This is a genomic window from Longimicrobium sp. (assembly GCF_036399935.1).
Lineage (GTDB): Bacteria > Gemmatimonadota > Gemmatimonadetes > Longimicrobiales > Longimicrobiaceae > Longimicrobium.
This window is the reverse complement of record NZ_DASWMD010000083.1, coordinates 151741-166886: the sequence shown is the minus strand read 5'-3', so window position 1 is coordinate 166886 and position 15146 is coordinate 151741. Positions and strand designations below refer to the sequence as shown.

Below are 15146 nucleotides of genomic sequence, written 5' to 3'. Positions count from 1 at the left end.
TAGATTCAGGCGCGGGCGAGAAAGTTCCGAAAAAGCTGGTCAGGGCCGCGGCGCACGCTTCCAGGCACGCGGCGCGCCGGCGCGTGTGCACCGTCCATCCGACACTTGATGTCCGTTTTCCCGCCGTTCGCGCTTTTGCGCCGTCCGCACGCCTGGTTGCGGACGGCCGCCGTCCTGTGCGCGCTGCTCGGGGCCGCCGCGTGCGCCGCCAACCGGGCGGCGACGGGGCCGCTGCCGCAGTTCGCGCAGTACGAGGGCGAGGACGTGCGTTCGGTGACGTTCGAGGGCGAGCTGGTGGTGCCCGAGGATTCGCTGCGCAGCGTGATCACCACACGCGTGTCGCGGTGCAGCGCGCTGGGCATCCTTCCCTTCTGCATCGGCAGCTTCGGCAAGGACGACTACCACCTGGACCTGGCCGTCCTGAGCCGCGACGTGGCGCGCATCCAGCTGGTGCACCGAGACTTCGGCTACTACGGCACCCGCGTGGTGCCCGTGGTCGACGAGGCGCCGGAAGACGGGGTGAACGTCACCTTTCGCGTGGAGGCGGGCGACCTGGTGACCCTCACCGGGCTGGCCGTCACCGGCATCGACCACGTCGACGGCGCCAATGCGCTGGGCACCCGCCTTCCGCTGAAGGAGGGCGAGCCCTTCCGCCGCAACGACTTCCTGGCCTCGGTCGACACCGTCCGCAACTGGCTGCTGAACCGCGGCTACGCGTACGCCCAGGTGCTGCGCAACTACGAGATCGACACCATCGCCGACGTGGCCCGGGTGGAGCTGGCCGCCGCGCCGGGGCCGGTGGTGACGGTGGACAGCATCCACATCGTCGGGCTGTACCGGCTGGACCCCGGCACCGTGCGGCAGCAGCTTGCCATCCGCCGGGGCGCGCGCCTGCGCGGGACGGACCTGGCGCGCAGCCAGCGGAGCCTGTTCGACCTGGAGCTGGTGAGCTTCGCCGCGGTGGAGGTGGCCCCCGAGCGGCTGCAGGTGACGCCCGACAGCCTGGAGCTGGACGCCGACAGCATCGGCAGCACCGTGCTGGTGCGCGTGATCGAGGCGCCGCGCTACGCCGCCGACATCGCCCTGGGCTACGGCACCCTGGACTGCCTGCGGGCGCAGGGGCGCAACCTGGACCGCAACTTCCTGGGCGGCGCGCGGCGGCTGGAGGTGAACGGGCTGATCGCCAAGGTGGGCGTGGCCGACCCGGTGAACGGCCTGGAGCGCTCGCTGTGCCCGGCCTTCAACCCCGACAAGCGCACCACCGACACCGACTCGCTGATCGCCGACGCGCTGAACTACCGGCTGGCCGCCAACTTCGTTCAGCCCCGGCTGCTGGCCACGCAGACCAGCCTGGTGGCGGGGCTGTTCGCCGAGCAGGTGTCGGAGCTGGACCTGTACGTCCGCAGCGCCAAGGGCGCGGAAGTGGGCGTGGTGCGGCAGGTTCTTCCGCAGACCCTGGCCTCGCTGACGCTGGACGTGCAGCGCGGGCGCACCCAGGCCAGCGACTACTTCTTCTGCATCGCCTTCGAGGTCTGCGAGCGCGAAGACATCCAGGCGGTGCAGCGAAGCCGCTGGAGCAACTCGGTGCAGCTGGGGCTGACGCAGAACCGCGTGCGGCTGGACCCGTTCGCCTCGGGCGGGCACCAGTTCCGCACCACGGTGGACTTCGCCTCGCCCCTGCTGGGCTCCGAGGACGAGTACCTGCGGCTGATGGCCGACGGCATCATCCACCGCGAGCTTCGCGAAGACGTGGTGCTTTCGCTGCGCCTGATGGGCGGCACCTTCTTCACCGGCCTGCTGAACGACGAAACGGGGTACATCCCCCCCGAGCAGCGGTTCTACGGCGGCGGCCCCACGGGGGTGCGCGGCTTCCGCTTCAACGAGCTGGGGCCCACGGTCTACGTGGCGCGCCCCCAGCGCCGGGGCGACCAGGGCTTCGTGGTCGACACCGTCCGCTCGTCCACCGGGGGCACGCGCACCGTGCTGGCCACCACCGAGGTCAGCTTTCCCATCCCCATCTTCACCGGCTTCAACGTGCGCGGCGCCGCCTTCCTCGACGCCGGGCAGGTGTGGGACACGCGCGACACGCTGATTTCGCGGCCGGGCATCCGCATCACCCCCGGCGTGGGCGGGCGCTTCGCCACGCCGGTGGGGCCGTTCCGCCTGGACGTGGCGTACAACCCGTACCAGCCGGAGCCCGGCCCGCTCTACGGCATCACCGAAAGCGGCGACCTGATCGAGATGCCGCTGCTGCGCGAGTTCCGGCTGCCGCGGGAGGGCAGCTGGCTGAACCGGCTGGTGCTGCAGGTGTCGCTGGGGAACGCCCTGTGACCACCCCCCACCGCCCCCACCGCCGCCGCCGCCGGCTGGGCCGCGTCGCCCTGCTGCTGCTGGGCACCCTGGCCGGCTTCGCCGTGACCGCCGCCACCCTGTGGTGGTACATCGGCCGGCAGCGGACGCGGGTGGTCGAGGAGCAGGTGCGCGTGCGCCTGGGCCTTCCCGAAGAGGCGTTCGAGCTGGAAGAGGTGGAGGACGACGGCTCGCTCCGCATCCTCCTGCGCCAGGTGGTGTTCCTGGACCAGGCGGGCGACACCGTCATCACCGCGCCCGTGGCCCGGGGGCGGCTGATCGCCGGCACCATGCAGGCCCAGGACGGGCCCATCGTGGTGGACCAGGTGGCCATCGACCGGCCGTACATGCGCCTGCTGCAGCGCGCGAACGGGGAGTGGAACTACACCGACATCATGAAGGTGGAGGTGGGCGGCAAGGAGGTGGCCGTTCCCGGACAGGACCAGGAGAAGGCCCGCGTCCTCCACTTCCGCGGCCTGCGCATCACCGACGGCCGCGCCCGCATCGCGCGGCCCTACGTGGCCCCGGCCACCGCCCCCAGCGCGCGCTTCGCCTCGCTCAAGCAGCCGGAGCGCACGAGCATCGGCGGGCGGCCGTACACCATCCACTGGCTGACGGACCTCGACGCCACGCTCCCGCTGGTGCGCGTGGGCGGGGGCGGCGGCTGGCGGACGGAGATCTCGTCGTTCACCGCCAACGTGCGCAATCCCGACACCCGCATCGTGCAGTTCGCGGGATGGCTGGAATCCGACCCCGACGGGCTGCTGCGCTTCGACATCGACGCCCTGCGCACCCCGCGCTCGTCGTTCGACGGCGAGGGGCGGGTGCGGTTCGCCGAGGGAGGACCCACCTTCGACCTGAACGTCCGCGCCCACCCCCTGGCCTTCGCCGACCTGCAGGGGATGGGCTTTCCCGTCCCCGCCAGCGGCATCGCCGAGTTCGCCCTGGTGGCTCGCTCGCAGGAGCGCGGCCGCACGCTGTGGCGCGTGTCCGACGCGCGCGTGGCCGTGCTGGGCTCGCGCGCGTCCGGCGCGCTCACCGTGCTCACGGGGCCGGACGCGGAGCCGGTGTTCACCGACACCCGCATCTCGCTCAACCCGCTGCGGCTGGCGGACCTGGAAGCGCTGGGCTACGCCGAGGAGCTGCCCCTGCTGGGCGTGGTGCAGGGCGAGATCAACAGCCCCGACGCCATCGGCGCGGGAACGGGGGGGCCGCTCCGGATCAACCTGGCGGCCAACGTGACGCCCCGGAACGCGCCGGACGCCGTGCCGTCGGTGATCACCGCCAACGGGCTGGTGACCTACGTCCCCGGCGAAGACCCCATCCGCTTCCGGGGGCTGCGGGTGGACGCGGCGCCGCTGCGCGTGGAGCACCTGGCGGCGTTCTCCGACAAGCCGAACGCGCTGCTGCGCGGGGTGATCACGGGCGGCGCCACGGTGTCGGGCTCCATGCAGAACCTGACGATCGAGGGCGGCACGCTGGCCTACGCCGTGGGCGACGCGCCGGAGACGGTGCTGGGCGGGCTTTCCGGCCGGGTGCGGATGGGCGAGGTGATGAGCTACGAGCTGCGCGCCCGGGCCCAGCCGCTGGCCTTGGCCACGCTGACGGAATTGTTCCCCGCCCTTCCCTTCCGCCGCGCCACGCTGGCCGGCCCCATCGCCGTTTCCGGCAGCGGCGACGACGTTCGCTTCGACGTGAACCTGCAGGGCGACGCGGGCGGCATCGAGATGGCCGGCTCGCTGACGCTGGGGCAGCCGATGCGGTTCGACGTGGAGGGCCGGCTGGAGGCGTTCCGCGCGGGCGCCGTGCTGGCCTCGGCCACGCCCCTGGAGGGGCCGCTCTCCGGCACCTTCTCGGCGCGGGGGACCACGGAGGACCTGCGCTTCGCGGTGGACATGCGGCAGGCGGCGGGGAGCTTCACCCTGGCCGGCACCATGCGCCGGCCGGGGGGCACCGGCTCGCCCCAGTTCGACGTGGCCGGGCGGGTGGACAACTTCCGCATCGGCGTGCTGATGGGACGCCCCGGGCTGCTTCCGGGCCCCGTCTCCGGCCCCATCGCGGTCTCCGGAGGCGGGCGGGCGCCCTACCGGTTCGACGTGGACCTGACGGGCGCGCAGGGGCAGCTGACCGTGCGAGGCACCTACGCCCCGGGCGACGTGCCCGTCTACGCGGTCACCGGCCGGGTGCGGAACCTGGACGTCAGCGGGCTCCCCGGGATGGCCATGCTCCCCGCGACGCGGCTGACGGGAACGCTGGACGTGGACGGGCGGGGACTCACCCCCGAGACCTTCGCCGGGCGCATCGCCTTCGACGCCGAGCCGGGCTCCACCGTGGGCGGCCTGCCGCTGGAGCGCGGCGTGGCCCGCATCGCCGCCGCCGACGGCGTCCTGACGGTGCAGACGCTCTCCCTCGCCGTGCGCGGCGCGCGGGTGGACGCGTCGGGGCAGCTGGGATTGACCTCGCCCACGCGCGAGGTCCTGCGGTTCACCGTGGACGCGCCGAACCTGGGCGTGCTCGCCGCCATCCTGCCGCCGCCGGGGCGCTTCGAGCCCGCCATCGCCGGGTCGCTGCAGGCCACGGGCTTCGTGGCCGGCACCCTGAAGTATCCCGAGGTGGCCGCCAACGCGCGCGGCAGCGGCCTGAGGTGGAATACGTACACCGCCAGCCAGCTGGCGGCCGAGGTGCGGCTGGCCCGCGGCGCCACCGTGTGGACGGGGAACGTGGCGCTGAACGCGCAGGGGCTGGGAGTGGGGGCCAGCACCTACCAGTCCATCGAGCTGCAGGCCAACCTGTCGCCCGACGCGGCCTCGTTCGGGGTGGACCTGCGCCGCGACGCGCAGACGGACCTTCACGCCTCGGGGACGCTGGAGCTGGACGGGCTGTCGGTCACCGGCGTGGTGCTGCGCGACATGAACCTGCGCCTGCGCGACGTGCAGTGGTCGCTTGCGGTCCCTCAGGCGCGGCTGGCGCTGGTGAACGGCGGCTACCTGGTGGAGAACCTGCGGCTGGAGCGCACCGGCGCCGCGACCGGGTTCATCGAGGCCAACGGGGTGCTTCCCACCTCGGGGCAGGCCAACCTGGTGGTGCGTGGCGCCGGCATCGACATGGCCGAGCTGCGGCAGATCGTCCCCACCCTTCCCGAGGTGGCCGGCACCCTGGCGCTGAACGCCTCCATCGTGGGCCCGGTGGAGAACCCGCGCCTGCTGCTGGACGCCATGGTCGAGGGGCTCACCTACGGCGGGCTGCGGACCGACACGCTGGCCGTCACCGGCGAGTACGCGGGGCGGTCCATGCGGCTGGACGCCACCGTCCGCCTCGCCGGGCGCACCATCCTGGACGCCGACGCCACGGTGCCCATGACGCTCACGCTGGGCGGGCTGGTCCCCGGCTTCGAGCTGCTTCGCGACGACCCCTTGGCGGCCACGATCACCGCCGACTCGCTGCCCATGCAGCTGGTGGCGGCCGCGGTGCCCACCATGCTGAAGGAGGGCCAGGGGCAGGCGAACGCGCGCGTCACGGTGGGCGGCACGCTGAACGACGTGGAGCTGAGCGGCCAGGCCACGCTGGCCAACGCCGCGGTGACCATCGTGCCGCTGGGGGTGCGCTGGGAGCGGATGGGCGCGGCCATCCGCATGGCCGGCGAAACCATCACGGTCGACAGCGCCGTCGCGCACACGGGAAGCGCGGGCATCGGGCGGATCTCCGGCGTCATCCGGCTGGACGACCCCACCTCGCCCTTCGTGGACCTGGCGGTGGTCACCAACAACTTCCAGGTGATCGACAACGAGGACGTGGCCCAGCTGCAGGCCAACGCCAGCCTGCGCATCGCGGGCCGCTATCCCGGGGCCGAGCTGACGGGGCGGGTGGAGATCGAGGACGGCACCATCTACATCCCCGAGTTCGGCGAGCAGGCCGAGGCCGACATCGTCGACGTGGACGTCGGGGAGCTGGGGGCCGACACCGTGGCGTCGATGGTGGCCAGCGCGGCGGGGATGATGGGCGCCCTGGTGCCGAACAACGTGGAGGTGGTGATCGGCGAGTCGGTGTGGCTGCAGAACCCGCAGACGCGCATCCAGATCACCGGCGACCTGCAGGTGTACGCGGCCGCCGACCTGCCGCGCATCTACGGCGACCTGCAGACGCGGCGGGGCACGTACACGCTGCAGATCGGGCCCATCGAGCGCGAGTTCGAGATCGTGGAGGGAACGGTGCAGTTTTCCGGCACCCCCGAGCTGAACCCGCGGCTGGACATCACCGCCAGCCACGAGGTGCGCGGGGGCGAGCCCGGCAGTGCCGACATCGCCGTGCTGGTGCACCTGGGCGGCACGCTGCAGTCGCCCACCATCGACCTGACCAGCAACACGCGCCCGCCGCTCCCGGAGTCGGAGCTGCTGACGCTGCTGCTCTTCGGACGCCGCAGCGCCGACCTGGCCGCCATCCCGCAGCAGTTCACCCAGGGGATCATCCTGGAGCAGGTGCTGGGCGGCCTGCTGACGTCGGAGATCGAACAGGTGTTCACCGAGCTCGGGATCTTCGACTACTTCCGCCTGCGGTCGCGGCCCACCGGCGTGGGCTTCGGGGCGAGTTTCGGCAACATCGGCAGCGACATCTTCGCGTATGCGTCGGTAGAGGCGGGCAAGGAGCTCTTCGAGGACTTCTTTGCGGTGTTCGAGCTGGTGGACCTGCTGAACGCGCCCAAGCTGGGGATTTCGGGGGAGTACCAGGCCACGCGCAGTTGGACGATCCGCGGCGCGTGGGAGCCGGTGCGGCGCGATCCGCTGCTGCTGAACCTGGACCGCCGCAGCCGCCAGATCACGCTGGAGGGGCGCCGCCGGTGGGAGTACGGCCGGCCGCCGGACACCGCCGCCGACTCGGCCGAGGTGGACACCCCGCCGCCGGACGTGCCGCGCCCGGGCGAGCTCTCCACTCCCACGGGCGAGCCGCCCCCGCGGCCTCCGGGCACGGGCCCTCCGTAGGCGGAGGATGGATGATCAGCAGGGCGCCCCGGCAGAGATGCCGCGGCGCCCTGTTTTGCCGCGGGGAGTAGGCCAGTCCGAGGTTCCAGGGGCGGGTGAACCCGCGGCTGGAACAGCGGAAAGCCCCGACTCGGGCCGCTGTCGCGTCCCGCTCGGGGCTTCACCTGCACGCGCACCTCACCCGCCGTCACCCCACGATGTCATCCCGATGGAGCGGCCCCGGCGAACCCTCCCGCGCACCGCAGCCCGCAGCGACTGAGGGATCCGCCACACACCCGCCACCGTTGCACCGGCCCGTCCCGTACGCGGGGCCCTCCACGCGAAGCCGGGACGCGCCACACTGACCTCCCCCACAACGAGGCCAGCCAGTCCGCGCAGGCGGACTTCGGGTCGTTGTTGCAGCGACTTCAGTCGCCGGTGCAGGGGTCGGCACCAAGGCGGTGGCAGTCGCGAGGGCAGGCGCGGGCAGCCGACGGCCGAACGAGGGGGAGCCAGGGTGCCGATGGGTCCGCAGTTGCGGGGCGCCTCGCGAAGTGTGTGGCAGATCCCTCAGTCGCTGCATCGTCCGGGGCACGGACCGGTGCCGCTTGGGCGCTCCATCGGGATGACATCGTGCGGCTTCGGGAATGCCGGCGTGGCCGCTCCTCGGGATGACAGGTGCGCTTCGGCCGGTGCGGGGCGCGATCACCCCGTCGTTCGAGCCCTGCGCGTGCCGGCCGTCACATAGAAGATCACCACCGCGACGAGGATCACCCCGCCCACGACCATCCACTCGTCACGCTTGATAGAAGTCAGCAGCCACGCGATGACCGCCAGCGCCAGGAAGGGCACCACCCCCGCGGCGGGCACCCGGAAGGGGATGCCGCCCGCCTGCACGTTGCGGCGCCTGAGCTCCCATGCCGCCAGCGCACAGGCCGCGTACAGCAGCAGGGTCGAGAGGTTGGCGAGAATGGCCAGCTGCTCGAACCTGCCCGAGATGGCCAGCGCCAGCACGATTACGCTCTGCACCAGAATGGCCACGTGGGGCGTGTGGAAGCGCGGGTGCACCGCCGCCAGCTGGCGGGGAAGGAACCCGTCGCGGCCCAACGCGAAGAGGGCGCGCGGCACGGCCAGCGTCATCCCGCTCACGTAGCCGAACATCGACACCACGGCGCCCACCAGGATCAGCGTGCGCCCCCAGGGCCCCAGCGCCACCGCCGCCGCGTCGGCCAGCGGGGTGCCCGACGTCGCCAGCGCGGCGCCCAGCACCCCCTGCGCCACCAGGTGAAGACCGATGTACATGGCGGTGATGGTGACCATCGCCAGCCCGATGGCGCGCGGAATGGTGCGCGCCACGTTCTTCACCTCGCCGCTGGGCACCAGCGCACTCTCGATGCCGGCAAAGGCGAAGATCAGCACGATGGAGCTGCGGGCCAGGTCGCCGGCCGCGGGCGCGCCCTCCCACGCCAGGTTGGGCGCGCGAATGGCGAAGGCGCCGACGACGAGCAGCAGCACCAGGGGCAGGAGCTTGGCGACCGTCGCGACCGAGTTGAGCGTGGTGCCCTGCTTGACGCCGCGGACGTTCACCGCCGCCAGCGCGGCAAAGATCACCAGCAGCACGACCACCCGCGCCGCGCCGCCCGCCAGCGCGGGGATCAGCGCGCCCAGCGAATCGGCGAAGATGGTGGAAACCGCCGCCAGGGCGAAGGTGCCGACCACCCAGAGCAGCACCCCCGCCAGAAAGCCCGGCAGGGGACCGAACGCCACCTCGACGTAGGCGTACGGCCCGCCCGTGAGCGCCACCCGGCTCCCCGCCTGGGCGAAGCACAGCACGATCAGCCCCATCGCCACGGCGCACACCACGTACGCCAGGGGCGCGGCGCCGCCCAGCTGCGACGCCGCGCTGGCGGGCAGGCGAAAGATGCCGCCGCCGATGGTGACGTTCACGATGCTGGCCGCCAGGCCCCAGACCCCCAGCGCGCGAACGAGGCTCGAGTCCGAGCGGGTGGTGGTTTCGTCGTGCATGGATGATGGGTCTGGTGAAAGACGCTTCCGTGCGGCGCGGAAGCCGGAACCTTGGCGCGCCCGGGGAGTGGGCGCAAGAGAGAGAAGAAGAAAATGGCACGCGGAGCAGCAGAGAAGCAGGGGAGTTGTCGAGCGCCCTCTGCTGCTCTGCTGCTCTGCGTGAGTCGATTCTCTACGGCACCGCGCCCCTCGGGCCACGATCCCTGCGCCTCATTTCCTGCGAAAATCACCGCTGCCGTGCGGTCCGCGTCGGCAACGGTGCGTCACTTGCGCCAAAGACGCTGTTTACTTGGTTCAGGTGTACCAGGGAATGCTCGGCCCCTCGCAAGCTTTTCCGCCGATCCGTCCGCGGGAGGGCGCCGGGACTCGCGCCTTCCGCGCCAGCGCTCGGAGTTGTTCACTCCGTCCACTGGCACGCGGGCGGGCGGGCCATTAACGTGTATTTTCAGCCGTGCCGTGAGACCTCCCAGCCCCGCCGGAGAGCCTGATGAAGAAACGCAGATCGAAACGCTCCCACCGCAACTCGCGGCCCTGGGTGATCCCGCCGGGGCTGCTGATGATGGACGAGCCGTTCGAGGGCTTCCTGGTCCTGGACGAGGTTCACAGCGAGCTGGGGGTGCTGCTCTGGCAGTGCCTTCGCGACGTGGACCTGTGGGCGGGAACCCCCGCCGAGGTGCGGCGCGACCTGTTCAACCCCAACGCCATCGAGCTGCGGCTGGAGCGCATCGCCGAGGAAACGGACCCCGAGTCGTCGGTGCGCACCATGCTGGACCTGATGGCCCGCGTGCTGGACGCCCCCGGGGCGCCGCGCCCGGCGGAGCTGTCGGAGGCGTGCGAGTCGCTGTCGCGGTGGGCCAGCGACCAGGGATGGCCGCGGACGGCGCTAGCGTTCGCGCAGCGGTCGGCGCTTGCCGCGCCGGAGCTGGCGGGGCCCGCGTACCTGGTGGGGATGGTGGCCCGCCGGGGCGCCGACTACCGCCGCGCCGAAACGTGGTTCCGCCGGGCGCTGGCGCTGGCCCGGCGCAACCGCGACTGGAAGTACTACGGCCTGGCCCACCTGGGGCTGGCCAACCTTCACATGCAGCGCGGCGACGCGCCCTCCGCCCGGGCCCGGCTGCTGCGCGCCCTGCGGGCCGCCCGCCGCTACGGCGTGTGGTCGGTGCGCCCCTTTGCCCTGCACGACCTGTTCTGCATCGCGGCCAACGGCGGCGACCGCGACCAGGCCGAGATGTACGCCCGCGCGGCTTTCCGCAGCTACGGCCGGCGGCACCCGCGCCTCCCCGCCCTGGCGCACGACGTCGCCTGGTTCTGGATGCTGCAGCGGCACTACGGGCGCGCGCTGGAGATGTTCCGGGCGGTGCTGCGGCACGTGCCCCGCCCGCCGGAGCGGATGGTGGTGCTGGCCAACATCGCCCGCAGCGCCGCGGGGCTGGGCGACGCCGAGGGGTACGAGGCGGCGTGGAAGGAGGTGTGGCGCATCGTCGAGAACCGCGCCGACACCGAGCGCGTGGCCGAGGCCATGATCAGCCTGGCGCACGGGGCCTACTCGCTGCGCGAGGGAACGCGCATGGAGATGTCGGCCAGCCTGGCCCTGCGCGTCGCCACGCGCCGGCACGAGGCGCAGGAGCGGCTGGCGGCGGAAGACCTGCTGAACCGCGCCCGCAACCTCAAGGCGCGCCGCCGGCGAGGCGCCGCCCTGCCGCCCATCCCGCCGCCGGTGGAGCCGGAGCCCGGCGCCGAGCCGACCAGCGCCGACCAGCTTCACGACGACCTGGTGGAGGCGCTGCTCGAGGTGCCGCTGCCGTGAGGGCGCACGAACGGGCGGAGCGCTCGCGCCCTCCGCCCGCCGCGCGCGTGGCTCAGGTGCCCGAGCCCAGCGACCCGCCGTAGCCGGTGGTATCGGGCGGCGTCGGCTCCGTTGGCGAAGTCGGGCTGCTCTGCGTCGTCGTCGAGTCGGCCGGGGCGGCCTGCACGTCCAGGCGCGCACGCTCCGGCGCGGTTACGCCGTCCGTGCGGCTGCACGCGGCGACGGCCACCAGCAGGGCCGCGGCAATCAGGAATGCCTTCGGGGTGCGAATCATGGGCTGCATCTCCTTGGGAGAGGTGGTGTGTCAGGGTGGGCGCGCCGCCCGCCCGCCTCCCAAGGTATCGAATCTCGTTTACTTCGTACACTTTACCGTACGGCGGCCGGATGTAAGCCAGGTGATGCGCGATGGCGGCTCGGGTGCGGGAACGTGGGGATGGCGATAGGTGAGCGGGAGTAAAGGGCTTCTCCGTGTGCACATGTCTCACGCGGTGGCCGCTTTGTCCACCCTTTGATTTCGGCTCGTCCACGCGTGTAGGTTTGGGATGAACGCAGCCGGATCACCTCTCACCCGTCCCTCGATGCCCCTGCATCCCAATCGCCCGCTGGTGCTCGGGCACCGCGGCGCCCCCTTCCAGGTGCCGGAGAACACCATGCGCGGCTTTCGCCTGGCGATGGCGCAGGGGGCGGACGGCGTGGAGCTCGACGTTCAGCCGGCGGCGGACGGAGCCCCCGTGGTCATCCACGACCTGTCGCTGGACCGCACCACCGGCCGCACGGGCGTCGTCGCGGCGCTGTCGTGGCCGGCCATCGCCGAGGCGCGCGCGGGCGGCGAGCCGGTGCCGCGGCTGGAGGAGGCGGCGGCCTGGGCGGCGGAGAGCGGGGCGTGGGTGAACGTCGAAATCAAGTCGCCGGGGGCGGAGGCGGCGTCCGTGGCGGCGATGGAGGCCGCGGGCGTGATGGGGCGGACCGTGTTCTCCTCCTTCGTCCCCGAGGTGATCGCGGAGCTTGGGCGGGTGGCGCCGCACGCCCTCCGCTACTTCCTCACGGAGCGCTGGGACGACGTGGTTCGGCGGAGGGTCCAGGATCTCGGCGTGCACGGCGTCTGCCCGCATCACTCCATCGCCACGCCGGCGCTGCTCGGGGAGTTGCGGGAGGCCGGGCTCGGAGTGGTGGTGTGGACGGTGGACGATCCCGAACGGATCCGCGAGCTGGTGCGCGCGGGGGTGGATGCGGTAATTACGAATCGCCCGGAGCTGGGCGTCGCGGTCCTGGCAGAGGAGCACCGGAAGAGCAACTAAAAAGCATCACGCAGAGGGCGCAGAGAAAAGGGAGAGGACGCAGAGGGCCATGCAAGCCCCTCTGCGTCCTCTCTGTTCTCTCTGCGACCTCTGCGTGAAACTGCAGTTACTCAGTTCGTGAGCGCGCGTCGGGCTTCCACGAGCGCAGCCGTCGCGGCATCGAACCGCGAGGCCAGATCGGCCACTTCGCGTTCGGTGAGCGCGCGGTCGCTCGCGCGGACGGCTTCGGACACGGACGGGAACACCACGTTCGAGTATCCGTTGTTCTCGTCCGCGGCGTAGATCAGTGCCCGGAACCAGGGCCGCGTGCGAAGCCCCTCCGGCCGGGTGAGCGCACGCTCCACGCCCATCAGCGCCGCGTTGGTGCGCTGCAGCGTGGCGCGTCCCGGCGCCCGTCCGGCGAGCGCCGCGTCGCGCGCGGCGGCGAACTCCGTGGCGGCCGCGTGCATCCGGTCGATGGACGCGCGCAGGGGGTCCGTCGACATCTCCCATCCCTGCTTGCGGATGGCCGCATCCATCATGGGCAGATAGCCGCGCATGGTGCGCGCGAACTCGGCGTAGTCGTACGGCAGCACGTCGGCGTTGGCCAGGCGCAGCATCATCGCCGCGCCCACCTGCGCGGCGGCCGCATGGCTCTTCCACTCGGGGTCGCCAAAGCGCCGCATCCACTCGTACGAGTCGTACTGGGAGTGGTACACGCCGTATCGGCCGCCGAAGCCCCAGTCCGCGTGCGGAATGCCCAAGTGGTTGTAGAAGCCGGCGAAGTCCGATCCGCCCCCCGGGTCGCCCATCGACGGCTCCATGGAATCCGACACCGCCGAGCGCCGCCGCCACGCCTCGTACACGCTCCCCCGCCCGGCCGGGTCCGGCACCACGCGCGCCACGTCGCGCAGCGTGGCCCGCAGCGAGGGCGAGCCGCCGCCGCCGAAGTCCGGCCCCAGCGCCGACGCGTCCTGGTTCAGGTACGCCACCGCGCCGCGCATCAGCCGCGCGCTGTCCTGCTCCACGTACTCGGTGCTGCCGATCAGCCCCCACTCCTCGGCGTCCCAGGTGGCGAACATCAGCGTCCGGCGCGGGCGGTTGCCGCTGGCGGCCTGCTCGATCAGGGCGCGCGCCGCCTCCAGGACGCTCACCGTGCCGCTGACGTTGTCGGCCGCGCCGGGGCCCCAGGCGTCGCGGTGCGCGCCGATCATCACGATCTCGTCGGGGAACTCCGATCCGCGGATGATCCCGAAGGTGTTCCAGATCTCCTTGAACCCCGCCGTTTCCGCGTCCGTCTCCACCCGAAGGCGCGCAATGACGGGGCCGGGGCCCAGGTGATAGCGGAACGGGAGCCCGCCCTGCCACTCCTGCGGCACGTCGGGGCCGCGGACGCCCCGCAGCAGCTCGGCCGCGTCACCGTACGCCATGGGAACCACGGGAATGCGCGGGACGGACATCTCGCCCGCGGGCAGGCGGCGCGCGCCCTCGACGCTGGCCCAGCCCGGCGTGGAGGGGTCGCCGTTGCCGTTCATCACGCTGCCACGCTGCACGGCGTCGGCGGGACGCATGGGGCCTTCGGGATACACGTCGTCCACCACGTAGCCGTCGTCGCGCGGATCGCTGTAGATGATCAGCCCCACGGCCCCGTTCCGCTCGGCTTCGCGCGCCTTGATGCCGCGGTAGCTCCTGCCGTAGCGCGCGATGGCGATCTTGCCGCGCACGCTGACCCCCAGCGAGTCCAGCCGCGCGTAGTCCTCGATCAGCCCGTAGTTCACGTACACCACCTCGGCCGACACGTCGCCGGCCGCGCTGTAGCCGTTCACCGTAGGGTACGGCGGCATTCCCGACGTGCTGTCGCCCGGTACGGCCGGCTCCGCCAGCTCCAGCTCCATGGGATCGGGCGAAACGCGCCAGGCGCGGACGGCGGTGGCGTGCGGCAGCCAGACGCGGTACTCGCGCACCTCCGTCTGCAGCCCCATCGCGCGCATCTGCTGGATCACGTAGTCGCGCGAGCGGGCCTGCGCCGGGGTGCCCGCCACGTGCGGCTCGGCGCTCAGCACGCGCGCGTGGGCATGGGCGCGCTCGGGCGTGGGGGCGCGCACGGCTGCGGCCTCGGCGGCGCGCTCACGCTCGGCGGACGGCGGCGAGTAGCCGGGCATGGGCTGCTGGGCGGCGAGCGCCGCCGGGATCAGCACGGCGGCGAGCGGGGCGATGCGTCGGAACACGGTGCGCCGGGGTGCGGGGAGTCTGCCGAGGGGACGAGCGGAAGGTATTCGCGGCGGAGGGGATCGGAAAGCGGTGCGCCGCGCTCGGGGCGCTCGCCATTACCTGCCGAGACCTGCCGGAGCGCACCTGTCATGCCGACGGAGCGGCCACGCAAAACCTGCACGTGCGTTGTCGATGGCAGCGACCGAGGGATCCGCCACACATTGATCGAAGCGCACCGACAGCCGCGGTGCGCATCCCACCACGGGCGCGTGAACCCGCGGCTGGAAAAGCGGTAAGCCCCGACACGGGCCGCTGGCGCGTCCCGTTCGGGGCTTCAACATCACGCATTGGAGGATAACGCGCGGGCGCGGCAGCGGGCACGACAGCCGAGGCCTCGGCCCTGCTGGGGCGACTGAAGTCGCGGCAAACGACGACCCAAAGTCCGCCTTCGCGGACTGCTAGCGGCGTGGTGTGCGCGCGAGCCGTCCGAAGCGCGAGCGAATTCTCCCCTCTCCCGCTTGC

General features: G+C 72.4%; 7 protein-coding genes. 4 read left to right on the top strand and 3 right to left on the bottom strand.

Translation table 11 applies throughout. The features are described from left to right. Positions 1-108: 108 nt before the first annotated feature. Positions 109-2331 (top strand): BamA/OMP85 family outer membrane protein, encoded by a 2223-nt coding sequence (locus VGB24_RS25150; RefSeq protein WP_331075691.1) that lies wholly within the window; start codon positions 109-111, stop codon positions 2329-2331. Continuing rightward, positions 2328-7325 (top strand): translocation/assembly module TamB, encoded by a 4998-nt coding sequence (locus VGB24_RS25145; RefSeq protein WP_331075690.1) that lies wholly within the window; start codon positions 2328-2330, stop codon positions 7323-7325. Before VGB24_RS25150 ends, VGB24_RS25145 begins: the two co-directional genes overlap by 4 nt. Before the next feature lie 684 nt (positions 7326-8009). On the opposite strand, the gene VGB24_RS25140 is transcribed toward VGB24_RS25145, so the two are convergent. Beyond that, positions 8010-9329 (bottom strand): APC family permease, encoded by a 1320-nt coding sequence (locus VGB24_RS25140; RefSeq protein ID WP_331075689.1) that lies wholly within the window; start codon positions 9327-9329, stop codon positions 8010-8012. A gap of 487 nt (positions 9330-9816) precedes the next feature. Here VGB24_RS25140 and VGB24_RS25135 point away from each other — a divergent pair, with 487 nt between their 5' ends. Then, complete coding sequence (locus tag VGB24_RS25135; RefSeq protein ID WP_331075688.1) at positions 9817-11136, top strand: hypothetical protein; 1320 nt, start codon at positions 9817-9819, stop codon at positions 11134-11136. Between the two features lie 52 nt (positions 11137-11188). Here VGB24_RS25135 and VGB24_RS25130 read toward each other — a convergent pair whose 3' ends face one another. Continuing rightward, positions 11189-11410 (bottom strand): hypothetical protein, encoded by a 222-nt coding sequence (locus VGB24_RS25130; protein WP_331075687.1) that lies wholly within the window; start codon positions 11408-11410, stop codon positions 11189-11191. Between the two features lie 304 nt (positions 11411-11714). On the opposite strand from VGB24_RS25130, the gene VGB24_RS25125 reads away from it, so the two are divergent. After that, the gene (locus VGB24_RS25125; protein ID WP_331075686.1) at positions 11715-12434 is read left to right on the top strand and encodes a glycerophosphodiester phosphodiesterase; all 720 of its coding nucleotides are present in this window, start codon (positions 11715-11717) and stop codon (positions 12432-12434) included. A gap of 110 nt (positions 12435-12544) precedes the next feature. On the opposite strand, the gene VGB24_RS25120 is transcribed toward VGB24_RS25125, so the two are convergent. Then, on the bottom strand, positions 12545-14641 hold the full coding sequence (locus tag VGB24_RS25120) for a M20/M25/M40 family metallo-hydrolase (RefSeq protein ID WP_331075685.1): 2097 nt from the start codon (positions 14639-14641) through the stop codon (positions 12545-12547). Positions 14642-15146 lie beyond the last annotated feature (505 nt).